The sequence below is a fragment of the Corynebacterium sp. NML 120412 genome (assembly GCF_002285155.1).
GTDB lineage: Bacteria > Actinomycetota > Actinomycetes > Mycobacteriales > Mycobacteriaceae > Corynebacterium > Corynebacterium gottingense.
In genome coordinates, this window is sequence record NZ_NSGL01000001.1 from 626,816 (window position 1) to 653,264 (window position 26,449).

A 26,449-nucleotide genomic window follows, 5' to 3' on the forward strand; every position below is an offset into this window, starting at 1 on the left:
GGCTGGGGCCATGGAACAGCCCACGCTTGCCCACACGTTCGCCGACGCGCTGCCGGACATGGCAGTGCCGCTGCCTGGCACGCAGGTTCCGGGCGCGGAGCTCATCGTGCTCAACGAGCCGCTCGCCCGCGAGCTCGGCCTCGACCCCGACTGGTTGCGCAGCCCAGAGGGCGTGGCGTGGCTCGCCGGATCCGCAGGCGGGCACGCCACCGCGTATTCGGGCCATCAGTTCGGCCAGTTCGTGCCAGTGCTTGGCGACGGCCGCGCGCTCCTCCTCGGCGACATAGGTGGCCGCGAAATCCAGCTCAAGGGCTCCGGGCTCACCCCGTTTTCCCGCCCCGGCTCCGACGGGCTCGGCGCCATCGGCCCGATGCTGCGCGAGTACCTGATCAGCGAGTTCATGCACGCCATCGGCATCCCCACCACGCGCTCGCTCGCGGTGCTTCGCACCGGCGAAACGGTCGTCCGCCAGCAAGGCCCGGTGCCCGCGGGCATCGTCGTGCGCGTCGCCACCTCCCACCTGCGCGTCGGTTCCCTGCAGTACGCGGCGCAGCAGTCGCGCGACCTGGTCGGCGACGTCATTGCCGCCGCAGGCTTCGACGGGCCCGCGGAGCTGCTGGATACCGTGATCGACCGCCAGATCGACCTGGTCAACCGGTGGATGCGCGTCGGCTTCGTCCACGGCGTGATGAATACGGACAACGTGGCACTGTCCGGCGAGACGATCGACTACGGGCCGTGTGCGTTCACGCAGCGGTTCGACGGCGCCGCGTCGTTCTCTTCCATCGACGCGCAGGGCCGCTACGCCTTTGGCAACCAGCCGGGCATCCTGGCGTGGAACATGGTCCGCCTCGCGGAGACGCTGCTGCCCGAGCTGGGCCAGGAGCAGGCCCAGGAGATCCTGTCCACGCTGCAGGCGCGGTGGGACAAGGCCTGGAGCCACTACGTCGGCGCGCACGCGGAGGGTTTGATGCTCGCGCAGGACATCACCACGTACAACCGGGAACACGGAATGCCTTTCGGCGGCACCGAGCCCAACAAGGACGGCACGTATCCGGGCCCCATCTATATTCCCCGCAACCACATGCTGGACGCGGCGATCACGTCGGCGGAACGCGACGGGGACGTCGCTGCCTACCTCGCGCTGCTGCAGGCGGTGACGCATCCTTACGACGAGGCCGCCGGCGAGGAGTGGATGGCCCAACCGGAAAAGCCGGGGCCGTTCCGTACCTTCTGCGGTACGTAAACGGCCCCGGCCGGGTCACGCCGGTGGGGTGACTACTTCTTGTCCTCGAGCTTCAGCGTCTTCTCGGTCCAGGCCCACTGCTTGTCGTAGGCCTCCTTGTTGTCCTTGAGGGACTTGCCGTAGGTGGGGAACATCTCGTGGAGCTCCTCGCGCCACTCGATCATCCGCTCACCGAAGCAGCGCTCGAGCAGCTCGAGCATCGCGGACGGGGTGATGGATGCGCCCGGGGACGCACCGAGGATGCCGGCGATGGAGCCGGACTGGTCGTTGACCAGCGCCGTGCCGAACTCGAGGGAGCCGAAGGATGGTGCCGGCGCGGGCTTGATCACCTGCACGCGCTGGCCCGCGACGACGACCTCCCAGTCCTTCGGGTCGGCCTCCGGGTAGTACTCGTGCAGGACGTCCATCTTGCCGTCGAAGTCGCGGAAGACCTCCTCCACCAGGTACTTGACCAGGCCGAAGTTGGTGGCCGCAACGCCCAGGTAGGACGGGATGTTGTCCGGGCGGATGGACTTGAACAGGTCCAGGTACGAGCCCTTCTTCAGGAACTTCGGGGTCCAGCCGCCGTACGGGCCGAAGAGCAGAGACTCCTCGCCGTCAATGACGCGCAGGTCCAGGTGCGGCACGGACATCGGCGGGGCACCGACCTTCGCCTTGCCGTAGACCTTTGCCTTGTGCTGGGCGACGAGCTCCTGGTTGGTGGTGCGCAGCCACATGCCAGAGATGGGGAAGCCGGCGTAGCCGCGGACCTCGGGCACGCCCGCCTTGCGCAGCAGGTCCAGGGCGTATCCGCCCGCGCCGACGAAGACGAAGCGCGCGCGGGTGACCTTCTTGTCACCCGTGTGCACGTTGCGCACGGTGACCTTCCAGAAGTTGCCCTCGCGCTTGAGGTTGGTCACCTCGTGACCGTAGCGGATTTCGGTGCCCGCCTGGGTGGCTGCGTCGAAGAACTGGTTGCACAGCGCGCCGTAGTTGATGTCCGTACCCGCGTCGGTCCAGGAGATCGCGACGGGCTCGGCATCAAAGTCGCGGCCCTTGGCCATCAGCGGCAGTTTCTCGGCGAACACGTCCTGGTCGTCGGTGAACTGCATGTTGGGGAACATGTGGTTTGCAGATAGCGCCTCGTAGCGGCGACGCAGGTAGTCAATCTGGTCGTCGCCCTGCGCGAAGGAGACGTGCGGGACCGGGTTGATGAACTCGCTCGGATCGCCCAGCACGCCGTGCTCGATCTGGTGGGACCAGAACTGGCGGGAGACCTGGAACTTCTCATTAATCGCCATCGCCTTGGAGACGTCGATCCGGCCGTTCTTCTCCGGCGTGTAGTTCAGCTCGCACAGCGCGGAGTGTCCGGTGCCGGCGTTGTTCAGCGCGTAGGAGGACTCCTGCGCAGGCCCCTCGAGGCGCTCGTAGATCACCTGGGTCCAGTTCGGCTCGAGCTGGCGGAGCATAGCGCCGAGTGTCGCGGACATGATACCGGCGCCGATGAGGAGGACGTCCACCTCATCGTCGTAGCGGTTGGCTGCTGTATCAGACATCGTGATTTCCCTCATTCACTGTGTATTCATTGCGAGTGCACCTCGCCTTCACGTCACCCATCCACAATACGCCAGTTGCCTCCGCCATTGTCCACCCATACCCCCGGATAATGGTACGATGTTTGGCCTGCGTGGCACGGCTTTCACGCTTCTCGACGCCACCGTGCACCCCACCCCCTTCGCTAGGATCAGTGACATGACAAAGACCCCGGAGAACACCCCCGCAGGCGCTTGGGACGGCGTGACGTCGACAAGCATGAGCCCCGACTGGTACCCCGACGTGCTCGGTGACGGATTTGAATCCGCGTTCCTCCCGCAGGGCAAGGACCCTGATACCGGGAAGGGCACGCGCGCCACCATTGTGCGAACGAGCCTCAATGCGGACGCGGTTGATCCGACAAAACCCGCGATCCTCTGGGTACACGGGATGAGCGACTACTTCTTCCAGACTCACGTCGCCGAGGAATTCACCGCCGCCGGGTACGCCTTTTACGCCATCGACCTGCGCAGGTGCGGGCGCTCGCGGCAGAACGGCGAGTACTGGCACTACACCGAGGACCTTGCCAACTACTTCCCCGAGCTCACGGACGCGCTGCACGTCATCGTCGGCGAGCGCGGCCAGGGCGCGAAGGTCGTCCCCCTCGCACACTCCGCCGGCGGGCTGATCACCTCGCTGTGGGCGGACTGGCTGCGCCGGGAGCGACCCGCAGACCACGCGCGGCTGGCGGGCCTGATACTCAACAGCCCATGGATTGACATGCAGTTCTCTCCCCTGCTGGTCAAGACGGTCAAGCCGGTCCTCAAGGTGGGCGGCGGCGTGCTCCCGCGCGTGCCTTTGCCGGGAGGGTCCCTCTCCACCTACGGCGAGTCGCTGCATGTGGACCACAACGGCGAGTGGGACTTCAATACGAAGTGGAAGCCGTTAGGCGGGCACACGAAGTACGCGGGCTGGCTCAAGGCGATTGTGGATGGCCAGGAACGGATCCACTGCGACGACGTGGATACCGGAGTCCCGCTGCTCACCCTCGTGTCCTCCCACTCCTACCTGGGCAAGGAGTACTCCCCCGCCGCGGACACTGCCGATACGGTGCTGGACGTCGACCAGATCCGCACGTGGGCGCCGCACCTTGCTCAGGACTGCGTAATCGCCACCATCGACGGGGCGCGCCACGACGTCTTCTTGTCCGGGAAGTACGCTCGCGAGTCCGCGTTCAAGGCGTGTACCTCCTGGTTGGACGAGCTGCCGCACCGCTAAGCCGCCCCAGAACACCTCTCAAATCCCAATTGTCCCAAACTCAACATAGACGTATATATAAAGGAGTCATCGCATGACCGATCAGCACACCGAGCACACTGAGCACACCGAGCACTATGACCTCATCATCGTCGGCACCGGCTCCGGCAACAGCGTGCTCACACCGGACTTCGACGACAAAAAAGTCGCCATCGTGGAAGAGGGCACGTTTGGCGGCACCTGCCTCAACGTCGGCTGCATTCCGACGAAGATGTTCGTCCTTGCCGCCGATACTGCACTCCAGGCCCGCGAGGCCGATCGCCTCAACGTAAATCTGGAATATCGCGGTGTCGACTGGAAGGCCATCCAGCAGCGCGTCTTCGGGGATCGCGTGGACCAGATCGCGGCCGGCGGCGAAGCATACCGACGCGGCGACGAGTGCCCGAACGTGACCGTGTACGACATGCACGCACGGTTCGTGGGACCGAAGACATTGGTGACAGGGCAAGGGGGCGCAGAGAAGCGAATCAGCGCCGACACGATCATACTGGCCGTCGGCGCGCGTCCGTTCATCCCCGAGTGGGCCGAGGGCGTGCCGTTCCACACGAACGAGGACATCATGCGCCTGCCGGAGCTGCCGAAGTCGCTCACGATCGTGGGCGGTGGCTTCATCGCCATGGAGTTCGCGCACATCTTTGACGCGCTTGGCTGCGAGGTGACCGTCGTGAACCGCTCCCCGCTCATGCGCGCGCTCGACGCCGACATCCACGAGCGCTTCAACGCACTTGCCACCGAGCGCTTTACCACCCACATCGGCCGTACCGTCACGTCTGCGCGCGGCGACGACCACTCGGTGGAGCTCACGCTTGACGACGCCACCGTCATCACCTCCGAGGCCCTCCTCATCGCCACCGGGCGTGTGCCCAACGGTGACCGACTCGACGCCGCCGCCGGTGGCGTCGAGGTGCGCGAGGACGGGCGCATCGCGGTTGACGAGTACGGCCGTACCACCGCCAACGGCGTCTGGGCTTTCGGCGATGCCTCTTCCCCGTACCAGCTCAAGCACGTGGCCAACGCGGAGCAGCGCGCGGTGACCCACAACGTCATTGCAGCGATGAAGGATTCCGACGACTTCGTGCCGATGCCGCACCAGCACGTACCTTACGCCGTGTTCACGCACCCGCAGATCGCGTCGGTGGGCCTGACCGAGCAGGAAGCTCGCGACGCCGGCCACGACGTCACCGTCAAGGTCCAGAATTACGGCGATGTGGCCTACGGCTGGGCGCTCGAGGACACGACAGGTCTGGTGAAACTCGTCGCTGACCGCCAGTCTGGCAAACTCCTGGGAGCTCACCTCATTGGGCCACAGGCCTCCACCCTGATCCAGCAATTGGTCACCATCATGGCGTTTGACCTGGACTTGCGGGAAATTCCGCGCCGCCAGTACTGGATTCACCCGGCGTTGCCGGAAGTAGTGGAGAACGCACTTTTGGGCCTCGACCTGGACTTTTACGAATTTTAGACCGTTCGTCCACCCCCGTTGTGGGGGTGTAACGCTTTTCCAGGAAAAACATAGAATCGAGCAGCAAAAACCCACGTCAGATAATGGTTGTGTAACAGGAACCCCAAAAGCCACGATACGAGAGGCCCCATTTTCACGTTTCTTGAAATTTTTTCGCGGTTCACTTGTGCATTCATGCCGTCTATCCATTAGTGTGGTTTTTCGACACCGGGATCCGAGTCCATCGGGCTTGTCATTCGGTCCTAGGAGCTTTGGCCCCTGGATTTTCTCCGTTAATCCCCGGACGTCTTGCAAGTACTATCAGAGAAGGATTTCGTTTCATGCGTAATTTCCGTAAGGCAGCCCTCGCAGGCGCAACCGCAGTCGCCCTGGCTTTCGGCTCCACCACCATTGCCGCAGCTGAAGAGACTGCCGCCCCGGAGACCAACAACCAGACCCCGGCAGACGCCCAGAAGCCGTCCGCTTCCACCAAGATCGGCGCTTCCCTCGGCGCCTACGACGAGAACGGCAACGCTACCGCTGCCGACGGCCGTGAGATCTTCGGCTCCGAGAAGGAGCACTTCGGTGACCAGCCGGGTTGGGCAAAGGCTTTCTACGCCACGACCATCTTCGCCGCTATCTCCGCACTGGTCGGCCTGGTCGTCGGCCCGGCCTACAACTTCGTTGTCCACGGCCTCCCGAACATGTAAGTCGCGGAATTCCGCACACAACAACTAACGACTTTCTCGAAAGAAGGAACATCAATGCGTAACTTCCGCACCGCAGCAGTTGCTTCCGCAACCGCACTGACCGTCGCTTTCGGTGGCGTCGCTGTCGCCTCCGCTGAGACCACGGAGACCCCGGCCACCACCGAGGCTTCCTACGAAAAGCCGGCCGACCGCCCGCGCTCCGAGACCAAGAACAACGACAACTCCGTCGCATTCAAGGGCTTCGACGGCCGCGACGGCGACAAGTCCTTCAACGAGTCCATCTCCGACGGCACCGAGGGCCTCTTCAACGGCAAGGGCTCCTCCCACTACGTCAACGATGCGGATAAGCCGTTCTACGGCGTTGACGCATTCGGCAAGGAGAAGAACGCCGAGGCTCTCCCGCAGTGGGCTCGCATCTGGATCGACGGCACTATCGTCTCCGCGATCGGCGCTCTCGTTGGCCTGGTCATCGCAGGCTTCAACTTCGCTTCCTACAACGGCCTGATCAAGCTGTAAGAAGCACTGCTTAGGACCTCGATTCCTAGCAAGGAATTACCTCCCCACCGTCTCGGTGCGGGAGGCTTTTCGTGTGCTTTAGGGGTTGTCTCAGCTGCCCGGAGCACGAACGTTTTTGTCCACTCCCCTACATGGCGCTAGCTCCATATATGAACCACCGCGGAGGAAACCCCAGGTCTTGGTGTTCCCCGCCGACCACATGGAGCTAGCGCCATGTGCAAAGCCGCGCCGTCAAGATCAAGACGCGGCCACGGAGAAGAACCAACCTAGCTCCCCAGCATGAGCTGACCGGCGGCGTACTGCTCGTCCGGGATGGTGAGGATCTCGTTGCCGTCGTCGGTGATCACCAGGGTGTGCTCGAACTGCGCCGTGAATTCCCCGTCTCGGTTCTGCACCGTCCAGCCGTCGTCCCAAATGTCGTATTCGAGCCCTCCGAGGTTGATCATCGGCTCCACGGTGAGCGTCATTCCCGGCTCCAGCACATCACGGTACGTATCGGAGTCGTAGTGCAGCACAACCAGACCGTTGTGGAAGGTGGTGCCCACACCGTGGCCGGTAAAGTCCGTGACCACGTTGTAGCCGAAGCGCTGCGCGTAGGACTCGATCACGCGGCCGATCACGTTGATCTCGCGGCCAGGCTTTGCCGCCTTGATGCCGCGCATCGTCGCCTTGTACGTGCGCTCGACCAGGTCCCGGTGTTCCTGCGACACCTCACCCGCGAGGAAGGTCGCATTCGTATCGCCGTGCACCCCGTTCTTGTACGCCGTGACATCGATGTTGACGATGTCGCCTTCCTCAATCACCGTCGTATCCGGAATCCCGTGGCACACGATCTCATTCAGCGACACGCAGCAGGACTTGGTAAACCCGCGGTACCCCAGCGTCGACGGGTACGCGCCGTGGTCGCACATGAACTCGTGCGCAATCCGATCGATCTCATCGGTAGTCACCCCAGGCTCCACCGCCGCGCCGGCCACAGCAAGCGCGTTTGCCGCAATTTTCGACGCCTCGCGCATCCGCTCCACCGTCTCAGCGGTCTGCACGAGCGGCTCGCCCACGTTCTCCTGAACGTCGTCCTTCCACGCGTACTCCGGACGCTCGATGTCCTTGGGCACTTTGCGGATCGGTGTCTGCTTTCCTGGCTTCAACTTTCCTCTTGCACTCATGCGCCCCATGGTAGTCCCCAAGTGCGCAAACCCCGATTCGCGCCGACCCGCGTTACGGGTTGAGGTTGTGCAGCATCCGGTCGGTCACCGCGACCGCCGCTTCGGAGCCTCCGCCAAGCACGATGAGGGTGGCAAAGGCGATGTCATCATCGGCCCTGTACCCGGCGAACCAGGAGTGTGAGCCGCCGTTAATCTCCGCCTCACCGGTCTTCCCGCGTATATCCCCGCCGGCGGTCATCCCCGTCGCCGTACCGCCCGGGGCCGTCACGGCCGCCATCATCTGCTGTAGCTGAGCGGCGACTTCCGGAGCCATCGGGCCCACCTGGCCGTCCACTTCCGTTTCCTTCCCCTGGATGAGGAATGGGACCGGCATCTGCCCGTGCGCAGCCGTGGCCGCGACCAGAGCCATGCCGAAGGGGCTCGCCAGATCCAAGCCCTGGCCGTAGCCGGACTCGGTGCGGTCTAACGGCTCCTCGCCCTCGGGGATCGACCCGGTAATGGTGTCCAGCCCCGGAATGTTCATGTCCAGCCCGAGCCCAAACTGCTTGCCCGTCTCCTGCAGCTCTCCGGGAGCAAGCTGGGTCGAAATATCGGCAAACGAGGTGTTACAGGAGTGCGCGAACGCAGACTCCAACGAGACGTTGCCCAGGCCGAACCCGGCGTAGTTGGTCACGGTCCTCCCGAACAGGTTCATCGTGCCCGGACACGGAACCGTTGAACCGGGATTCAGACCCTGCCGCTCCATCCCCGCGGCCGCAGTAATGATCTTGAACGTCGAACCCGGCGGGTACTGCCCCATCGTCGCGACGTTACCGTCCGCGTCGGCAGCGGGGGTCTGAGCCACAGCCAGGATGCCGCCGGTGGACGGGCGGATAGCCACGATCATCGCCTGCTGGCCCGCAACCGGCTCCAGCGCAGACTCGGCTGCCTGCTGCACCCGGTGGTCCAGGCTGATGTGCACGGCGGGCGCAGGCGCGGCGTCTTCGCGCTCCAGCTCCTCGTAGGCCGCCCCGTTCTCGTTCACCACGCTCACGTTCCAACCCGCGTCGCCCTCAAGGTCGTCGCGGACCAGCTGGCCGACCCGCGCCATGATGTCCGGGGCGAACGCGGGGTCGGCGTTGACCATCGACGCCTCTTCGTTCAGCCGCACCCCAGGGATGCCGTTGAGCTCGTGCTCCACGACCCCCTTCGCGGCCTGGGGGATCATGGCAGCGGAATAGACGCCACCTACGCCTTCAAGTTCGTTGGTGAGCTCGCCGGCGTCGCGAAGCGGCACCGCGCGATCCGCCTCGTGGCCCGCGGCGAGGGCCTGAGAGATCTTGAACGCGGTGTCGGGCACGGAGCCGAGCGATTCCTTGTCCACCAGCAGCCGGTATGCAACGCCGGGGCGCAGGAGCTCGACGCCGTCGGCAGACACCACGCTCGCCTCCTTCGGCGTGATCGAGCGCAGCTCCAGGTGCTGGTTGGCGCCAAGGCGCGGGTGAAGGACGCTCGGCTGCCAACGCACCTGCCAGTTCTCACCCGACTGCGTGAGAGTCATCTGGCCGTCGTAGTTGAGCTTGCGGCCGCGGGGCAGCTCCCAGTTCATGGAGTAGTTGGCCGTGGCGAGGTTTTCCGTCTGGCTCACGCTGGTTATCCGGGCGTCGAGCGCCTCGGCCTGGAGGCCGTCCCAATTCTCGTTGATTGAGGTGGCGGCGGTCGAGGGGTCGTCGACAAGCGCATCGAGCTCCCCCACCTCGCGGGACGCGATCGCTTCGAGCATCTCCTGCGCCACGGGTTGCGCATCGTTGGGGCGCGGGGTGCATGCGGCGAGCGCGGTGGTAAGTACAGCCGCGCCCGTGAGCAGGGCGAGGAGTCGTTGCATGGGATAAAAATAGCAGCGCCGGGCACTCGCCCGACGCTGCCACGCTCACAGCACGCTTCGGTCTAGTTAGTGACCTTGACCTCGGCGCCGCCGTCGCCCTTCTCCATGCCCTCTTCCTCCGCGATTCGGTTCGCGTGGCGGATCAGGGTCTCCACGATGTCGGCCTCGGGGACGGTCTCCACGACCTCGCCCTTGACAAAGATCTGGCCCTTGCCGTTGCCGGAGGCGACGCCCAGGTCGGCGTCGCGAGCCTCACCCGGACCGTTGACAACGCACCCCATCACGGCGACGCGCAGCGGGTACTCCAGGTTCTCCAGACCCGCGGTGACCTCCTCGGCGAGCTTGTACACGTCCACCTGCGCGCGGCCGCACGACGGGCAGGACACGATCTCCAGCTTACGGGGGCGCAGGTTGAGCGACTGCAGGATCTGGTCGCCCACCTTGATCTCCTCCACCGGGTCGGCGGAGAGGGACACACGAATGGTGTCGCCGATGCCCTGCGAGAGCAGCGCGCCGAACGCGACGGAGGACTTGATGGTGCCCATGAACTTCGGGCCTGCCTCGGTCACGCCGAGGTGCAGCGGGTAATCGGTCTTCTCCGCCAGCTGACGGTACGCCTCCACCATCAGCACCGGGTCGGAGTGCTTGACAGAGATGGCGATGTCGCCGAAACCGTACTCCTCGAACAGGCCGGCCTCGTAAATCGCCGACTCGACGAGCGCCTCCGGGGTGGCCTTGCCGTACTTCTCCAGCAGGCGCTTGTCCAGCGAACCGCCGTTGACACCGATGCGGATCGGAATCCCGGCCTCGCCCGCCGCCTTCGCCACCTCCTTCACACGGCCGTCGAACTCCTTGATGTTGCCCGGGTTCACGCGGACCGCGGCGCAACCGGCATCAATGGCGGCGAAAATGTACTTGGGCTGGAAGTGGATGTCCGCGATCACCGGGATCGGGGACTTCGCCGCAATGGCCGGCAGCGCGTCCGCGTCCACCGTCTTCGGGCACGCCACGCGGACGATGTCACAACCGGTGGTGGTCAGCTGCGCGATCTGCTGCAGCGTCGCGTTAATGTCGTGCGTCTTCGTCGTGGTCATGGACTGCACCGAGATCGGGTGCTCGGAGCCCACGCCCACGTTCCCCACCATCAGCTGGCGGGTCTTGCGTCGCTCCGCCAGGGTCGGTGGCGGGCCTTCAGGAATACCTAATCCGATGGGGAGATTCATAGTGCCCAACTCTAGCACCGCACGCGAGCTCAGCCAGCGAGGCGGATCGGGTTCACCACGTCCGCAGCCATGACGAAGAGCCCCACCACAAGCAGCGCCGCAGCCATGGCGTACGTCACTGGCATCAGCTTCTCGTAGTCCGCCGGGCCGCCGGGGCCGAGCCCGCGCAGCCTGCGGACGAGGTCGCGCACCTTTTCATACAGCACCACCGCGATGTGCCCGCCGTCCAGCGGAGGCAGCGGCACGAGGTTAAACAGGGCGAGGAAGAAGTTCATGCTGGCCAACATCATCCAAAACATGGACCACAGGTCCTGCTGGACCAGCTCACCGCCAGCGCGGGAGGCGCCGATCACGCTGACTGGGCCGTTGACGTCGCGCTCCGCGCCGAAGATGGATGCCACGACGCCCGGGATCTTGCTCGGGAACGCGAGAATGCCATCGACGGTCGCGTGCAGCATTTGACCGGTAAATTTCGCGGTCGCCGGGACCGCCTCAATCGGCCCGAACTGGCGCATCGCGTCCGCGACCGGCTCACTCGTCACACCGATCGCGCCCGCGTCAAACTCCTGCCCACTGGCGGGGTCGATGCGCTTCACGCGCGCAACGGGCACGTCGACGGTCAGCTCCGTGCCGTCGCGGAGGACGTCAAGCGCCACCGTTTCGCCGGGTCGCGCCATGACGTAATCGCGCACTTCCGTAAACGCGACGATGTCCTGGCCGTTGACAGCCAGCAGCTTGTCCCCCGGGCGGAGGCCGGCTTGCGCGGCGGGCCCGTCGCCCTCGCACGGGGCGAGTGTCTCCGCGTCGATCTGGTCGGAGGTGCACGACAGCTCACCCACCGTGGGCGTGCGATCCGCGTACGGGTTCGGGATGGCGGCGAGAACGGCCACGAAGTAGGTGATGATGACACCGATGAACAGGTTCATCACGATGCCGCCGGCCATCACCGCCACTCGCTGCCACCACGGCTTTTTGTACATGGCCAGCGGGGCCTCGTCCGGGGCCAGCTCGTCCTGCGCGGTCATGCCGGCGATGTCGCAGAAGCCGCCGAACGGCAGGGCGGCAACGCCGTACTCAGTGTGCCCGCGGGTGACCGACCACACCGTCGGCCCGAAACCGATGAAGTAGCGGCGCACACGCATTCCGAAGCCGCGGGCCACCGCCATATGCCCCGCCTCATGAAGCGCAATCGACACAGCAATGCCGAGCGCAAACAGGACAACACCAATGATGCCCATGAGCGCTCCCTCTTACTGTTTGCGCGCCAGCGCGTCCGCGGAGTCCGCCGCGCTCCGGCGCGCCTGCGCGTCCACCTCGAGGATCTCCTCAATGCACGTCGGGGTGTGCGCATAGCTGCCCGCGGCGTCAAGCACGGCGTCGATCGTGTCCACGATCTGCGGGAAGCGGATCCTCCCATCAAAGAACGCGTCGACGGCCACCTCGTTCGCGGCGTTGTAGATCGCCGGGTACGGGTCGCCGGCGCTCGCCACCTGGCGTGCAAGCTCCACTGCTGGAAACGCCTCGTTGTTCAGCGGTTCGAAAGTCCACTCCGATGCGGTTGTGAAGTCCAGCGAGGGCTGCGCGCCCGCGACGCGGCCGGGCCACGCAAGGGCGTGCGCGATCGGCATCTTCATCGACGGTGGCGAAGCCTGCGCGATCGTCGCGCCGTCGATGAAGGTGACCATGGAGTGGACGATGGATTGGGGGTGGACGGTGACGTCGATAAGCGATGGCTCCACGTCAAAGAGCAGGGACGCCTCGATGAGCTCGAGCCCCTTATTCACCATGGTTGCGGAATTGATCGTATTCATCGTGCCCATCGACCAGGTGGGGTGGGTGACGGCTTGTTCCGGCGTGACGCCCCACATCTGCTCGCGAGTCTGGCCGCGGAACGGGCCGCCGGATGCTGTGAGCACGAAGCGGGCGACCTCGTCTCGGCGGCCCGCGCGCAGCGCCTGCGCCATCGCGGAGTGCTCCGAATCCACCGGCACCAGCGCGCCCGGCTTCGCCTCCCGCAGCACGACCTGGCCGCCGGCCACGAGCGATTCCTTGTTCGCCAGCGCCAGCACGGCGTCGCTGCGCAGGGCAGCGATTGTCGACGCCAACCCCGCCGCCCCAACAAGCGCGTTGAGCACGACGTCCGCGGCTTGTGATTCGGTGAGCTGCCGGGCCGCGTCCTCACCGCTCAGCACGGCTCCGCCGAGGGCCTGACCAACCTGCGCCGCGGCGTCCTCGCGCTGGACAGCCACTTGGTCGGGCTGGAGCCCAAATTCCTTCGCCTGCGTGCTGATCGCCTGCGGGTCGCGTCCGCCGGCGGCGATGCCGACCACCTGGAAGGCGTCGCGGTTGTCCTGAATAACCTCGCACGCCTGGGTGCCAATTGATCCGGTTGAGCCGAGAATGACAATTCGTTTCACCCCGCCATTGTTGCACGCCCCGGTGCGGCCGCTCGACGGGTGGACCGACGGCCGGCAGATCGGACGAAAGTTTGCACCTATTAGGGGTACAAAGTCACCGATTGCCACGGAAGTATGACAATATAGTCCTCAGAATTGTTTCCTGCTCCGGCTGCGATTCCGTTTGCGCTGCGCAAAGCGCACTGCGGAAGGGCGCGGGCCGAAGCATTTAGCGCTGACTTGAAGGAGTATGGCAGTGGCCCACGCGAACGAAAAGGCACCTGAGGTGTACAACGGCGTTTCCGAGGCAGACGTCCCGTCTGCACGCTTCGGTTGGAGCGAGCAGAGCCGCGGCACGATCCAGGCTGCCGGTTGGGTGTCCGTTCTGGTGCTCATCGCCTACAACTTTGGTAACCACAAGGGCCACGTTGAGACCATCTGGCTCATTGCCATTGCCGTCCTCATCGCCCTGGGTCTGATCCTGCACGCGACGCAGCCGAAGCTGAACCAAAAGCGCACAGTCACCGCCCACAACAAGCCGCAGGGCCACGTCGAACCGGACTGGTGCTACGACCAGAAGACCCTGTCCGGCGCGTACGCCAACCTGGACGAGCGCCAGCTGCGCGCCCTGAACATCGACCCGGCCCGCATCCAGCACCTGCGCGCACCGCAGCAGGCCGTTGCCGCCGGTGACCGCCACGCCACCGCGGCCGGCTCCGCATCCGTGCGCAAGGACGGCGCCGTCCACGTGAACCGCGCGGACCACGACGTCGAGGTTGTCGAGGTCACCCCGCGCGGCAAGCACGCCGCGCAGTAGCCGCAGCAAGGCAAAGGGCCGATCCCGGGAGACGGGATCGGCCCCTTTTATGCTCGGATTGCGGGCGGTCAGTCTCCCCGCGCATTCGCCGCCCACACGCGTGCGGACCCGGCCTACCCCGCCTGCTCGTCGGCAGCGAGCTGGCCGCAGGCTGCGGCGATCTCCTGGCCCTTCGTGTCGCGCACGGTGCAGGTGACGCCCTGGGCGATCACGCGGCGGACAAACTCGTCCTGCCGGTCGCGCGGGGACGCGTCCCACTTGGAACCCGGCGTCGGGTTCAACGGGATCAGGTTCACGTGGACGCGGGATCCGAGGGCGTTGTGCAGCTTCTTGCCCAACATGTCGGCGCGGAAGTCCTGGTCGTTGATGTCCCGGATCAGCGCGTACTCGATGGAGACGCGGCGACCGGTCTGATCCGCGTAGTAGGACGCGGCGTCGAGCACCTCGGAGACGGCAAAGCGGTTGTTGATGGGCACGAGGGTGTCACGTAGCTCGTCGTCAGGCGTGTGCAGCGACACGGCGAGAGTGACGGAGAGGCCCTCGTCGGCAAGGCGACGGATCTGCGGCGCGAGCCCGACGGTGGAGATGGTGATGTTGCGCTGCGAGATGCCAAACCCATCCGGGCTGGGCTGGGTGATCTGGCGGACTGCGGAGAGCAGGCGGTTGTAGTTGGCCAGCGGCTCGCCCATGCCCATGAAGACGATGTTGGACAGGCGCGAGCCCTCCGCCGCCATCATCGCGGCGGCTGCGCGGACCTGGTCAACAATCTCCGCGGTGGACAGGTTGCGGTCCAGACCGCCCTGGCCGGTAGCGCAGAACGGACACGCCATGCCGCAGCCCGCCTGGGAAGAAATGCACAGCGTGGCGCGGTCCGGGTAGCGCATGAGCACGGACTCCAGCAGGATCCCGTCGTGCAGGCGCCACAAGGTCTTGGTGGTGTCGCCCTCGTCGGTTTCCACGGTGCGCACGGGGTTGAGCAGGGTTGGGAACAGCGCGTCCTTGACCAGCTGGCGCTGAGCCTCGGGGAGGTCCGTCATGGTCAGCGGGTCCGCCTCGAACTTGCCGTAGTAGTGGCGCGCGATCTGGTCCGCGCGGAACTTCGGCAGCCCGAGCTCCTTGAGGGCCTCGACGCGTTCCTCTTTGGTCAGGTCAGCAAAGTGCTTCGGCGGCATGCCGCGCTTCGGGGAAAGGAGTTGGATCTTGGGTACGTCGCTCATAGTGTGCCCTATTTTGGCACGTAACCCGCGTCTTGACTAATCTACGCGGCCCGTTCGCTGCCAGGGCCGCTAGAGCGGGTTCATGATCGCCGCGGCGTTGAGCAGCATGTAGGTCGCGCTGGCGGCGGGCAGCATCCCGTCCAAGCGGTCCATCAGCCCGCCGTGGCCGGGAAGCAAGTTCGACATGTCCTTGATTCCAAGCTCGCGCTTGAACTGGCTCTCCACGAGGTCGCCCATGGTGGCGCAGAGGACAAGCGCAACGCCCCACACCACGCCCATCCACCAGGGTCCCTGGATGAGGAAGTGCACCACGGCTATGCCGGTGAGCACGCCAAACACCACGGAGCCGGCGAAGCCCTCCCACGACTTGTTTGGGCTGATCGCGGGCGCCATCGGGTGCGAGCCGAACATGACGCCCGCGGCGTAGCCGCCGACGTCGTTGGCTACGACGCAGAGCATGAATGCGGCGATGAAGCGGCTGGCGGGGAGGGCACCTTCGTCGATAAGCGAGATCATCGCGGCGAAACTCCCGAAGAGCGGGATCCAGACGAGGACGAAGATGCCCACACCGGTATCGCGCAGGTAGTTCTCGGGCTTGGCGTGGCGGCCGTTGGGGAACAGCCGGTAGAACATGAGGAAGAGGACCGTGAACGCGAACCCCGTGACCAGGCCGGCCGTCTCGTACGTGGCGGAGGCCCACAGCATGATCTGCCCCAGGATGACCAGGAGCGTGCGCGGCTGCTGGTACCCGGCTTCGCGCAGGCGCGTGAGCACTTCCCACATGGCCAGCGCCACCGCCACGGCAACAAGCGGGTACCAGGCCAACGGGCCCACCAACAGCGCACCGATTACCACCGAGCCGAGCACCACCGCCGTCGTGATCGCGGCGGTCAGGTCGCGCCCCGCATTGTTCTTCGGCGTGGGCGCCTTGAGCCTTAACGACGGCCACCTGGACCTCTCCGCAACCCTCCGGTTGTCAAGATCGCTCTGCTCGTTGCGGTGTGGTTGCACTGTCTCCTCGCTTCGGTCTCGTCCGGCGCCACGGAGCGATGTCCACGGCGTGCCTCAATTGGCGGATAGTTGCGCGACTGTGCGGGAGGTTAGACCTCCATCAGCTCGTCTTCCTTGCGCTGCACCAGCTCATCAATCTGCGCGACGTAGCCCTGCGTGGTCTTGTCCAGGGACTGCTCGGCGGTCTTGACCTCGTCCTCGCCGGCGTCGCCGTCCTTCTGGATCTTCTTCAGCTGGTCCATGCCCTGGCGGCGGACGTTGCGGATGGCAATCTTGCCTTCCTCGCCCTTCTGCTTCGCGTGCTTGACCAGGTCCTTGCGGCGCTCCTCGGTGAGCTGCGGCACCGTGACGCGGATGACCTGGCCGTCATCGGTCGGGTTCACGCCCAGGTCGGAGTTGCGGATCGCGTTCTCAATCTCCTGGAGGGTAGACATGTCATAGGGCTTAATCAGCAGCATGCGCGGCTCCGGCACGGAGATGGTGGCCATCTGGTTGATCGGGGTCGGCGCACCGTAGAACTCCGCCATGACGCCGTTGAACATTGCGGGGTTGGCGCGGCCGGTACGGATGGTGACCAACTCCTCGCGGGTGTGCTCCACCGAGGAAGTCATGCGCTCTTCTGCGTCCAACAGGACATCATCAATCATGGTTTACCTACCTTTTGCTCGTTAACGTTCCCCACTAATCTACCAGCGCTCGCCCCGCCTACACTGTTGCCATGCAGCAATCGGCGTTCTCCTTCCGCGCTCCCCTGGCGCCCCCGCCCGTCGACGCCGCTGCCGCTCCGTCCCGCACCAGACTCGCGGGCTGGGACATCCCGGTCAAGGACTCCGTTGACGTCGCCGGCTGGCCCACCACCAACGGCAACCCCGCCCGCAGCTACGTGGCGCGCCGCACGGACGCCATCGTGCCCATGCTTCTCGACGCCGGCGCGACCATCCCCGGCAAAACACTCACTTCCGAGCTGGGCGCCACCTGTTACGCCGAGCGCCCCGGCGTCCCAGTGCTCGAGTCCCCAGCGTTCCCCGGCCGCACCCCTGGCGGCTCCTCCACCGGTGCCGCGGTTGCGGTGGCGGAGGGCCAAGTCCGCGCGGCGCACGGAACGGACGCGGGCGGTTCGCTGCGTGTGCCCGCCGCGGCGTGCGACATCGTCGGCTTCAAGCCCGCCTCGCCCCACGTCGCGGCGCACGGCTTCCTTACCCGCACCGTCGCCGACCAATGCACCATCTACGGCATGCGCCCCACGCATCCGCGACGCTTGCGGGTCGGGGTGCTTCTCGACGCCCTCCTCGCCCCCTCCCATCTCTCACCCTCCCGCGCGGACGCGGTGGACCAGCTGGCGGGGGCGCTCTCCCTCCACCACGACGTCGTCCCGTTGCGCGCCTACGCCCAGGCGGGCGACACCTTCGCGCACTTCTCCCGCCGCATCAAGCGCTCCTTCACCAGCGTCGACCCGCTGGACAGCGAGTACCTCCAGTGGCTCACGCAGGAGGGGGCGCGCGTCACCCGCGCCCAGATGCGCGGCGTCCGCGAGCACCTGGACGTGCTCCCGCACCTGCTTGCCCAGCAGTGGGACGTCGACGTAGTCCTCTCTCCCACCCTGGCTTTCGACCCGCCGCGGTTGGGTTACTTCCCCTCCTTGTCCCCCGAGGAGAGCTTCTACCAGCAGACGGTCTGGTCGCCGTGGTGCTCGGTGTTCAACGTCACCGGCAGCGCCGCGATCGCGATCGGAGGCATCCACCTGGGTGTACTCGGGAGCGCGGCGCGCCCCGCCGTCAACGCGACGGAGCTGCTCAACCTCGCCTGGCAGGTGGACGGGCTCCTGGGTCGCGAGGGGTAAGTGGTGATCCTGGGGCGGCGCGCACATGACGAAAATGCGTAAAATTTCCCCGGCCGTCGCGCCCCTGGCCGACAATTCCCCAGGTGGGCCGGTCTGGGTGAATCGTTTCTGCGGAAATCTGTCACACGCCCCGGAAACAAGGAAGCCCCGGCGGTCAACACCGCCGGGGCACACTCCCAAACCGAAGGGACGCCTAGGCCACCAAGGTCCCAATCTGCTCACCGGCAACGGCGCGGGCGATGTTGCCCTCCTTGAGCAGGTTAAACACCAGGATCGGCATGTTGTTGTCCATGCAGAGGGAGAACGCGGTGGCATCCGCCACCTTGAGGCCCTGCTCAAGCACCTCGCGCGGCGAGATCTCGGTAAGCAGGTTGGCGTCCGGGTTGGTGCGCGGGTCGTCGTCGTAGACGCCGTCGACACCCTTGGCCATCAGCAGGACCTCACACCCGATCTCCAGCGCGCGCTGCGCAGCGGTGGTGTCGGTGGAGAAGTACGGCATGCCCATGCCGGCGCCGAAGATGACCACGCGGCCCTTCTCCAGGTGGCGGGCGGCGCGCAGTGGCAGGTACGGCTCAGCGATCTGCGCCATGTTGATGGACGTCTGCACGCGGCAGTCCACGCCCTTCTGCTGCAAGAAATCCTGCAGCGCCAGGCAGTTCATGACGGTGCCGAGCATGCCCATGTAGTCAGAACGCGCACGGTCCAGGCCGCGCTTCTGCAGCTCCGCTCCGCGGAAGAAGTTGCCGCCGCCGATGACCACGGCGACCTCGGTGCCTGCCTTGGCCACCTCGGCAATCTGGGAGGCGACGCTTTCCACCACGTCCGGGTCGATGCCGACCTTGCCGCCGCCGAACATCTCACCGCCAAGCTTGAGCATGACGCGTTTGAATCCGTTGCGGTTGAGGGCGAAATCAGTCACGGTGTGACACTCCTTATGCACAAATGCCGGGTGGTGAATCGAAAGCTTGCGTATTCGCACCCGATTCTAACCAGTTCCCCCGCAACCACGTAAATGCACTGCAAAGAACGCGAAAGCGCCCCGCCCCGGTTTCCCGGGGGCAGGGCGCTAGAGCGGAACAGACTCGACGGGGCTCACGGCATCGTCGATAAGCAGATTGCTTACGCCTGGCCGACCTCGAAGCGCACGAAGTCGGTGATCTCGATGCCGCTCTCCTCCGTGAACTGCTTCACGGTCTTCTTGGAGTCTGCGAGGGACGGCTGGTCCAGCAGCACGACGTCCTTGTAGAAGCCGCCCATGCGGCCCTGGACGATCTTCTCGATGGCAGCCTCGGGCTTGCCCTCGTTGCGGGTGATCTCCTCCTGCACCGCGCGCTCCTTCTCCACGACCTCGGCCGGGATGTCCTCCTGCTTGAGGAAGCGAGCCTTCATCGCGGCGATCTGCAGAGCGACCTGGTGAGCGGCCTCCTCGTTGTCACCGGTGTAGGCAACGAGCACGCCCACGGCCGGCGGCAGGTCCGCGGAGCGCTGGTGCAGGTACTTCGCAACGTTGTCGCCCTCGACGGTTGCGGCGCGGCGCAGCTCGAGCTTCTCTCCGATCTTTGCGGACAGGACCTGCAGCGCCTCGTGCGCGGTCTGGCCGTCGACGTCAGCGTTTGCCAGCTCCTCCTGGGAGTTCGCCTTCACAGCGGCAGCGGCGTCGGCGATCTTAGCGGCGAGGTCCTTGAACTCCTGGTTCTTGGCCACGAAGTCGGTCTCTGCGTTGATCTCCACGATGGTGTTGCCGGAAACTGCAACGAGGCCCTCGAGGGCGTTGCGCTCAGCGCGCTTGCCCACGTCCTTTGCGCCCTTAATGCGCAGGTTCTCAACGGCCTTCTCAAAGTCGCCGTCGGTCTCCTGGAGTGCCTTCTTGCAGTCCATCATGCCGGAGCCGGTGATCTCGCGGAGCTTCTTCACGTCTGCTGCAGTGTAGTTCGCCATGTTGGGGCGATCCTCCTCGTAAGGTTTGTGCAATTTTGGGCAGCTTATCGGCGCCCACGCGCCCACAAGCAACCAAAATTGGCTGTGATAAGTAATCGTGTAAAGGGTAGCCGACTTTGCGTGAATCGGCACGCTAGGAAATGCTAGCAGCCCTTGGATGCACTACACCCCGCGCTTCGCTCGCGTCCCGGCCCAGTGAAGTGGGGCGGACGTGAACCGAAGACGCGGGGTGCATGTGTCAGGGGGTTGCCGATTCGGCTTAGGACTCCTTCTCGGAGTTCTCCTCCTGCTCAGCCTTCTCGGCCTTCTCAGCCTCGGCTGCCTGCTCAGCGGCGCGCACTGCGTGCGGCTGCTCAACCGGTGCGACCTCCTGCGGCGTTGCTGCCTCGGCGGCAGCGGCGGCCTTGGCCGCGTCGGCAGCGGAGACATCGTCGGAGGACGCTGCGTTCGCAGCAGCCTCGGATGCCTCGGCCTGCAGCTTGGCGTCATTGTCGCCTGCTGCGTCGCGGGCGGCTGCCAGCTGGCGCTCCTCGCGCTGCTGCTTACCGGCCACGACTGCCTCGCCCACGATGTGGGTGAGCAGCTTCACGGCGCCGATGGCGTCGTCGTTGCCCGGGATCGGGAAGTCAACCAGGTCCGGATCACAGTTGGTGTCCAGCACAGCGACAACGGGGATGCGCAGTTTCTGCGCCTCGTTGACGGCGATGTGCTCCTTGTTGGTATCCACAATCCACAGCGCGGACGGCGTCTTGGTCATCTCAGAGATGCCGCCGAGGACGCGCTCAAGCTTGGTGCGCTCGCGGGTGAGCATGAGGATTTCCTTCTTACCGCGGCCGGCGTAGCCGTCCTCGGCTGCGTCCATCGCCTGCAGTTCCTTCATGCGGGCGATTCGCTTGGACACGGTCTGGAAGTTGGTGAGCATGCCACCGAGCCAGCGGTGGGTCACGTACGGCATGCCGACGCGCTCTGCCTCTTCCTGGATCGGCTCCTGTGCCTGCTTCTTGGTACCGACGAACAGGAGGGTGCCGCCGTGCGCAACGGTCTCCTTGACAAACTCGTATGCCTCGTCGATGTAGGTCAGCGTCTGCTGCAGGTCGATAACGTAGATGCCGTTGCGATCGGTGAAGATGAAGCGACGCATCTTCGGGTTCCAACGACGCGTCTGGTGGCCAAAGTGCACACCTGCGTCGAGGAGTTCGCGCATGGTTACGACTGCCATGGGAATGTCTCCTTTGGAGAAAATAGTTCGGTTAATACTGGTCAAACGTGCGGGTTTTTATCCCACACCCTGGCACCGTGCCCGCCTCGCACCCTTTCAAGGGACCGTTGCTCGGCTGGCGTTTGTCGGCGCGCGGAGTCAGCCTCGCGCAAGGCGCGGACTGCCCGAGTGAGTATACGCACCTCAGGCGCAAAATCCTAATTGCGCTGCGCGGTTGTGGATAACCCCCAGCACCTATCCACAAATTTTTCGTTTAGGGTTCCTTTGCACCGTTTGTTGTGATGTAACTGAGGCATGTATCGCTTCACGACGCCGCGCCCACCCCTCACCGCCCTCATCCTCGCCACCCTCGCGCTCCTCATCTCCTGCCCGCCGACCCTCGCGTGGGTGGACCCCACCACCGGCACCGCGCACGCTTCCCGCGTGACCCGCCCCGCAAACATCCCGGAGAAGAACTGGCAGCCCGGCCATCGCGGCGTCGACCTTGCCGCCCGCCCCGGCGACCCCGTCCTGGCCGCCGGCGGCGGCACGGTCCACTACGTGGGCACGATTGCCGGCACACCCGTCGTCTCCATCGCCCACGCGGATGGAATCCGCACAACCTACCAACCCGTACGCACCGAGCTACGCAAGGGGGACCCCGTCGGCGAGGGCGACATCATCGGCGCGCTCGCCTACTCCCCCGCCAACGCGCCCAACCGGCACGACGGCCTGCATTGGGGCGCGATCGTGGGTAAGGAGCGCTACATCGACCCGCTTTCGCTCCTCTCGGCCCCGTTGATCCGGCTCAAACCCGTCCGCTAAACCAACCCGAAGCCAACCCCCTACGCCCGTGGATGCGCCTGCTCGTAGACCTTGCGCAGCCGTTGGGCGGAGACGTGGGTGTAGATCTGCGTGGTCTGCAGGCTAGAGTGCCCCAACATCTCCTGCACCACACGCAGGTCCGCGCCGCCCTCCAGGATGTGGGTGGCCGCGGTGTGGCGAAGCGTGTGGGGTGAGACGTCCGCGATCCCGGCGCGCTCGGCAGCCCGCTCGACGATGCGCCGGACCTGACGCTGGTCAATCCGCCCGCCGCGGCTGCCCACGAAGAGCGCGTCGGTATCGGCGGCGAGCTCTTCGCGGCCCTGCTCGAGCCAGTCCTGTACGGCCAGGCTGGCCCGCTGGCCAAAGGGCACGGTGCGCTGCTTGTTGCCTTTACCAGTGACCTTTGCCGTCTGTCGGGCGAAGTCGACGTCCCCAGTGTTCAAGCCGGTGAGTTCGCCGACGCGGATGCCGGTGGCGTAGAGCAATTCGAGCATGGCGTGGTCACGGAGCGCCTCGGCGGGGTGCGCGTCGTCGGCTGTGTCGGCCTCGACAAGGTCCCCAGCGCGCGTGGCGCTCACCACTGTGGGCAGGGGCCGCTGGGATTGGGAGGTGACCAGGCGTGCCGCGACGTCGCGAGGGAGCAGCCCCTGTTTGGTCGCCCACGTGGAGAAGCTGCGGGCGGTGGCGGTGCGTCGGGCGAGAGTGGAGCGTGCCTTGCCGGCGCGGGAGGCGTCGGCAAGCCAGGTGCGCAACGTCTCCAGCGTGAATTGGTCCAAGGTGGTGACGTAGCTGGACAGGCTGCGCAGGTCCGCCTCGTAGGCCTTCACGGTGTTGCTGGAACGGTTGCGCACGTCGCGGGCGTAGTCCGCAAAGTCCGCGACGGCGGCAAGGAACTGCGACTCGGCGCTGAAGTCACTCATGCCCCAGGAGTTTACGCACTCTCCTTGCTGCGCACCGCGCGGGACCACTGCCTGCGCTCACGCTGGACCAGGCCGCGTCGCTCGAGTTCCATGAGGAGGTGGACGGTGAGACCCGTGCTCAACCCGGCGTCGGCGGCGATGCGCTCGGCGTCGCGCCCCGCTGAGGCGGCGGGCGGGGTGGCATCAAACACGCGGAGTTCGTTGTGGCTGAGCTGCTGGATCGGGTCTGCCTGAAACTGCATCTCCAGCTGCCCCTCCGCGTCAATCTGGCCAATGTGACCGCACTGCTCGTGGATCTGGTCTCCGCTGAGCACCATCGTGGCGTTCCCGGCGCGGATGGCCAGGTTAGTGCCGAGCGAGTTGGGCCCGAGTATTGACCCCGGCACCGCCATTGCCTGCCGGTTGTAGTAGCGCGCCCACTTCAGCGTGTTCAGCGCGCCGGAGCGAAACGCCGCCTCGACCACCACGCTGCCCTGCGTCAGTCCGGCGACGAGCCGGTTGCGCGTGAGAAAGCGGTGCCGATCCGGCGTCACGCCCGGCGGGTATTCCGTCACCAGCGCGCCTCCCGCGGCGACGATGCGCCGGAAGAGCTTTTCGTTGCGCTTCGGGTACACCACCCCGGGCCCGCAGGCGGCCACCGCGATGGTCGGCGCGCCCGCCGCGAGCGCGGTCTCGTGCGCCACCGTGTCGATGCCGATCGCCCCGCCAGAGACAACGGTGTAGCGCTGCTTGGCCACCGAGCCCACGAGGTCTTGCGTGGCTTGATGCCCATAGCTACTCGACGCTCGCGTGCCCACAAAGGCCACCGACTGCGCGACCAGCGCCGCCAGGTCGGTCGCCCCGCGCACCCACAGGGCGTGCGGGGCCGACCCGTCCGCGATGGCGAAGTCCATGTTTTCCCGGCTGTGCAATGCCCCCGCGACAAAGGACTCCTCGATGCGCTCGCTCGGCCACCCCGCGTGTTCCGGGGTGAGCAAGCGGTAGCCGTGCTCGTGCGCTGTCTCCAGGTCCGCGGCCGGGCGGTCCCAGTCGTACCGGCGCTCCGTCGTGCCAGCCAGTGGGCCGAGCCAGCTCGCCCGGGTGCGGATGCCGCGGGCGATCTCGTCGGCATCGCGGCCGGCGCGCAGCATCTCCTGGAGGTGGCGGGAGGGGCCCTCAATTACTCGGGAGAGGTAGGCCCAGGACTCAAGGTTGCTGGGTGTCATGCTGCCTCCTCCTCTGGCGCGGGCGCGTGCATCTCCGCCGCCCGCGCGACGTGGTCGATGTCAGGGGTGTCGGCAGCCTCGAGGTCGGCGAGCGTCCACGCCAGCTTGAGCACCTTGTCCACGCCACGCTGCGTCAGCTCGCCGTGCCCGAGTTTGTTGGAGAGGAAGATCATGCCGGTCTCATCGGCCGGGTAGTGCCTCCGGATCAGTGTCGACGCCACCGCGCCATTGGTCGCGGCCTCCTCCCCACCGACCCCAGCCTGAGCCCAGCGGCTGGCTGCGCGTTCCCGCGCCGCGGCGACGCGGTCGGCGATAACGGCGGACGGCTCGGCGTCCTCCGGGCTGAGCACCGCCGATTGCGCTGTCGTGCGCACGTACAGGTCCAGCCTGTCGCGCAGCGGGCCGGAGATGTTGGCGAGGTGCCGCGCCCGCTCCCCCGGTGTGCAGCGGCACCGCGTTGCCTCCCCGCCGCAGGGGCACGGGTTCGCAGCCAGGATCAGCTGGAAAGCGGCCGGGTACCGCACGGTCCGGCGCCCGCGCTGGAGCTGCACCTCCCGCTGCTCCAGCGGAATGCGCAGCGCGTCCAGAACGCGGGCGGGGATCTCGGAGGCTTCGTCGAGGAAAAGCACGCCGCGGTGGGCCTGGCTCACCGCTCCCGGCAGCGGGATGTGCGCCCCACCGCCCAGCAACGCCGCCTTGGTCAACGACGGGTGCGGCGCGATAAACGGCCGCTCGTGCACAAGCGCGCCTTTGGCGATACCCGCGGCCTGGTGCAGCGCCGTGCATTCGATCCGTTCGGCGTCGGTGAGCGGGGGCATAATCGACGGCAGCCGCTCCGCCAGCATCGACTTCCCGGACCCGGGCGGGCCCACCATCATCAGGTGGTGGCCACCGGCGGCGGCGACTTCCATCGCCCGCCGCTCAAGGACCTGGCCGGCGATGTCCGCGAAGTCGAGCGCAGCCGCCCCGCTCCCCGAGCGCGCTGAGGTACCGGGGGTGCCGGGGGCAACGGGGGCGACGGGGCGGAGCGGCGTGGCGTCGAGAAGCCAGCTCCACACGTGCGTGAGCGAATCGGCGGTGAACGTGCGGGGATCGGCGATGAGTGCCGCCTCATCGGCGTTGGCCGTGGGGACGACGATGGTATCGATGTCGGTGCGGCTGCGTGCTTGCAGAAGCATCGGCAGGATCGCTTCGACCCGGCGCAAGGTGCCGTCGAGGGCGAGCTCACCGAGGAAGAGGGTGCGTCCGATGGTGCGCTGGGTGCGCGGGTCCATACTGCCCAGTACCGCCAGGGCGACGGGCAGGTCGAAATGCGATCCGGCTTTGGGCAGGTGCGCGGGCGAGAGCGAGACCATGATCTTGGTGCGCGGCCACGGCAGCGAGGCGTTGGCGACAGCGGTGCGGATGCGCTCGCGGGATTCTTTCACGGCGGCGTCGCCAAGTCCGACCATGTGGACGCCGGGTAGACCGGGGCCGACATTGGCCTCCACGGTGACCGGGTGGGCGACGACGCCCTCAACCGTCGCGGTTTGGGTGCTAGCAAGCGCCATCTTCGACCCCCTCGAAGCGGTGGAAGTGCAGCTGGGTGCCGTCAAAGACCGCCTCAACCACGTCGAAGCGCGCCCACCGTGCCTCGGGCAGGTGGTGCTGGCTCAGCCACTGCCCGGCGCAGCGCCGCATCGTGGCGAGCTTGCGGGGTGTGACCGACTCCGCCGCGCCGAACGCTGTGCCGCGGCGCGTTTTGACCTCAAGGAACACGATGGTCCCGTCCGGCGCGCGAAGCACCGCGTCAATTTCACCCGCCTTCACGCGGGCGCGGTGCGCGAGCAGCTGGTAGCCCAGCTCCTCGTACCACGCGATCGCGCCCGCCTCCCCCGCATATCCCAGCTCGTACTGGTCATTCAGGCCGATCGGCGGCCCGGATCGCTGGTGCGGGTCGTGGTGTGATGTGTGATGGTGCATGGCCCCTCCTGAGAGTCCGTGTCTTACTGTGTCTGAACGTTCGTTGCTTTCAGTGCGGGTGTAAAACCCCGTACTTAGTTAGACTCCGGAAAAGGGGCCGCGGTTCCATCACAAACGAAAAAAGT

The 26,449-nt window shown here is 66.1% G+C and carries 24 protein-coding genes; 8 read left to right on the plus strand and 16 right to left on the minus strand.

The annotated features are described in order from the left end of the window. The first annotated feature begins 10 nt into the window (after window positions 1-10). Window positions 11-1,246 (plus strand): protein adenylyltransferase SelO family protein, encoded by a 1,236-nt coding sequence (locus CKJ84_RS02895; protein ID WP_095545885.1) that lies wholly within the window; start codon window positions 11-13, stop codon window positions 1,244-1,246. A 32-nt stretch (window positions 1,247-1,278) separates the two neighbouring features. Here CKJ84_RS02895 and mqo read toward each other — a convergent pair whose 3' ends face one another. Continuing rightward, window positions 1,279-2,781, minus strand: a complete 1,503-nt coding sequence (gene mqo / locus CKJ84_RS02900; protein ID WP_095545886.1) for a malate dehydrogenase (quinone) — start codon at window positions 2,779-2,781, stop codon at window positions 1,279-1,281. A gap of 196 nt (window positions 2,782-2,977) precedes the next feature. Between mqo and CKJ84_RS02905 the strand changes: the two genes are divergently transcribed. The 4 genes from CKJ84_RS02905 (at window position 2,978) to CKJ84_RS02920 (ending at window position 6,742) form a co-directional block, all read left to right on the plus strand. After that, window positions 2,978-4,036, plus strand: a complete 1,059-nt coding sequence (locus CKJ84_RS02905) for an alpha/beta hydrolase (RefSeq protein WP_233125463.1) — start codon at window positions 2,978-2,980, stop codon at window positions 4,034-4,036. A gap of 73 nt (window positions 4,037-4,109) precedes the next feature. Continuing rightward, window positions 4,110-5,537: a mycothione reductase gene (mtr, locus tag CKJ84_RS02910; RefSeq protein ID WP_095545887.1), complete on the plus strand. Its 1,428-nt coding sequence runs from the start codon at window positions 4,110-4,112 to the stop codon at window positions 5,535-5,537. Between the two features lie 320 nt (window positions 5,538-5,857). After that, window positions 5,858-6,226 carry a hypothetical protein gene (locus CKJ84_RS02915; RefSeq protein ID WP_095545888.1) on the plus strand — a complete coding sequence of 123 codons (369 nt, stop codon included), beginning with the start codon at window positions 5,858-5,860 and terminating at the stop codon, window positions 6,224-6,226. Between the two features lie 54 nt (window positions 6,227-6,280). Next, entirely contained in the window at window positions 6,281-6,742 is a 462-nt protein-coding gene (locus CKJ84_RS02920; protein ID WP_095545889.1) for a hypothetical protein, read from the plus strand. A 266-nt stretch (window positions 6,743-7,008) separates the two neighbouring features. On the opposite strand, the gene map is transcribed toward CKJ84_RS02920, so the two are convergent. The 5 genes from map to dxr form a co-directional block, all read right to left on the minus strand. Next, window positions 7,009-7,908, minus strand: coding sequence for a type I methionyl aminopeptidase (gene map / locus CKJ84_RS02925; protein ID WP_095536754.1), 900 nt, complete (start codon window positions 7,906-7,908; stop codon window positions 7,009-7,011). Between the two features lie 52 nt (window positions 7,909-7,960). Continuing rightward, complete coding sequence (locus CKJ84_RS02930) at window positions 7,961-9,772, minus strand: penicillin-binding transpeptidase domain-containing protein (protein WP_095545890.1); 1,812 nt, start codon at window positions 9,770-9,772, stop codon at window positions 7,961-7,963. A gap of 62 nt (window positions 9,773-9,834) precedes the next feature. Beyond that, a complete protein-coding gene (ispG, locus tag CKJ84_RS02935) occupies window positions 9,835-10,995 on the minus strand; it encodes a flavodoxin-dependent (E)-4-hydroxy-3-methylbut-2-enyl-diphosphate synthase (RefSeq protein ID WP_095277430.1) in 1,161 nt (386 codons plus the stop codon). A gap of 29 nt (window positions 10,996-11,024) precedes the next feature. Continuing rightward, entirely contained in the window at window positions 11,025-12,233 is a 1,209-nt protein-coding gene (locus tag CKJ84_RS02940) for an RIP metalloprotease (RefSeq protein WP_095545891.1), read from the minus strand. A gap of 12 nt (window positions 12,234-12,245) precedes the next feature. After that, entirely contained in the window at window positions 12,246-13,412 is a 1,167-nt protein-coding gene (dxr, locus tag CKJ84_RS02945) for a 1-deoxy-D-xylulose-5-phosphate reductoisomerase (RefSeq protein WP_095545892.1), read from the minus strand. Between the two features lie 229 nt (window positions 13,413-13,641). Between dxr and CKJ84_RS02950 the strand changes: the two genes are divergently transcribed. Next, window positions 13,642-14,208 (plus strand): DUF2631 domain-containing protein, encoded by a 567-nt coding sequence (locus tag CKJ84_RS02950; RefSeq protein WP_095545893.1) that lies wholly within the window; start codon window positions 13,642-13,644, stop codon window positions 14,206-14,208. A gap of 113 nt (window positions 14,209-14,321) precedes the next feature. Here the strand turns inward: CKJ84_RS02950 and rlmN are convergent, their stop codons facing one another. From rlmN to frr, 3 genes are all read right to left on the minus strand, one after another. Beyond that, entirely contained in the window at window positions 14,322-15,425 is a 1,104-nt protein-coding gene (gene rlmN / locus CKJ84_RS02955) for a 23S rRNA (adenine(2503)-C(2))-methyltransferase RlmN (RefSeq protein ID WP_095277440.1), read from the minus strand. A gap of 69 nt (window positions 15,426-15,494) precedes the next feature. Then, complete coding sequence (locus CKJ84_RS02960) at window positions 15,495-16,319, minus strand: phosphatidate cytidylyltransferase (RefSeq protein ID WP_233125537.1); 825 nt, start codon at window positions 16,317-16,319, stop codon at window positions 15,495-15,497. A gap of 206 nt (window positions 16,320-16,525) precedes the next feature. Next, entirely contained in the window at window positions 16,526-17,083 is a 558-nt protein-coding gene (gene frr, locus CKJ84_RS02965) for a ribosome recycling factor (protein ID WP_095277445.1), read from the minus strand. A gap of 71 nt (window positions 17,084-17,154) precedes the next feature. Between frr and CKJ84_RS02970 the strand changes: the two genes are divergently transcribed. Beyond that, window positions 17,155-18,276 carry an amidase gene (locus CKJ84_RS02970; RefSeq protein ID WP_095545895.1) on the plus strand — a complete coding sequence of 374 codons (1,122 nt, stop codon included), beginning with the start codon at window positions 17,155-17,157 and terminating at the stop codon, window positions 18,274-18,276. Window positions 18,277-18,469: 193 nt separating this feature from the next. Here CKJ84_RS02970 and pyrH read toward each other — a convergent pair whose 3' ends face one another. From pyrH to rpsB, 3 genes are all read right to left on the minus strand, one after another. Continuing rightward, window positions 18,470-19,153, minus strand: coding sequence for a UMP kinase (gene pyrH / locus CKJ84_RS02975; protein ID WP_233125538.1), 684 nt, complete (start codon window positions 19,151-19,153; stop codon window positions 18,470-18,472). A 242-nt stretch (window positions 19,154-19,395) separates the two neighbouring features. Continuing rightward, complete coding sequence (tsf, locus tag CKJ84_RS02980) at window positions 19,396-20,214, minus strand: translation elongation factor Ts (protein ID WP_095536760.1); 819 nt, start codon at window positions 20,212-20,214, stop codon at window positions 19,396-19,398. Window positions 20,215-20,473: 259 nt separating this feature from the next. Then, entirely contained in the window at window positions 20,474-21,433 is a 960-nt protein-coding gene (gene rpsB, locus CKJ84_RS02985) for a 30S ribosomal protein S2 (RefSeq protein WP_095534810.1), read from the minus strand. Between the two features lie 294 nt (window positions 21,434-21,727). Between rpsB and CKJ84_RS02990 the strand changes: the two genes are divergently transcribed. Then, on the plus strand, window positions 21,728-22,237 hold the full coding sequence (locus CKJ84_RS02990; RefSeq protein WP_095534811.1) for a M23 family metallopeptidase: 510 nt from the start codon (window positions 21,728-21,730) through the stop codon (window positions 22,235-22,237). Window positions 22,238-22,257: 20 nt separating this feature from the next. On the opposite strand, the gene CKJ84_RS02995 is transcribed toward CKJ84_RS02990, so the two are convergent. From CKJ84_RS02995 to CKJ84_RS03010, 4 genes are read right to left on the minus strand one after another with little or no spacing between them, the layout of a single operon-like run. Beyond that, window positions 22,258-23,157, minus strand: a complete 900-nt coding sequence (locus CKJ84_RS02995) for a tyrosine recombinase XerC (protein WP_095545896.1) — start codon at window positions 23,155-23,157, stop codon at window positions 22,258-22,260. Between the two features lie 11 nt (window positions 23,158-23,168). After that, the gene (locus CKJ84_RS03000) at window positions 23,169-24,362 is read right to left on the minus strand and encodes a DNA-processing protein DprA (protein WP_095545897.1); all 1,194 of its coding nucleotides are present in this window, start codon (window positions 24,360-24,362) and stop codon (window positions 23,169-23,171) included. Then, a complete protein-coding gene (locus CKJ84_RS03005; RefSeq protein WP_095545898.1) occupies window positions 24,359-25,912 on the minus strand; it encodes a YifB family Mg chelatase-like AAA ATPase in 1,554 nt (517 codons plus the stop codon). Before CKJ84_RS03005 ends, CKJ84_RS03000 begins: the two co-directional genes overlap by 4 nt. Beyond that, window positions 25,899-26,324: a YraN family protein gene (locus tag CKJ84_RS03010; RefSeq protein ID WP_095277467.1), complete on the minus strand. Its 426-nt coding sequence runs from the start codon at window positions 26,322-26,324 to the stop codon at window positions 25,899-25,901. Before CKJ84_RS03010 ends, CKJ84_RS03005 begins: the two co-directional genes overlap by 14 nt. Window positions 26,325-26,449: the final 125 nt, after the last annotated feature.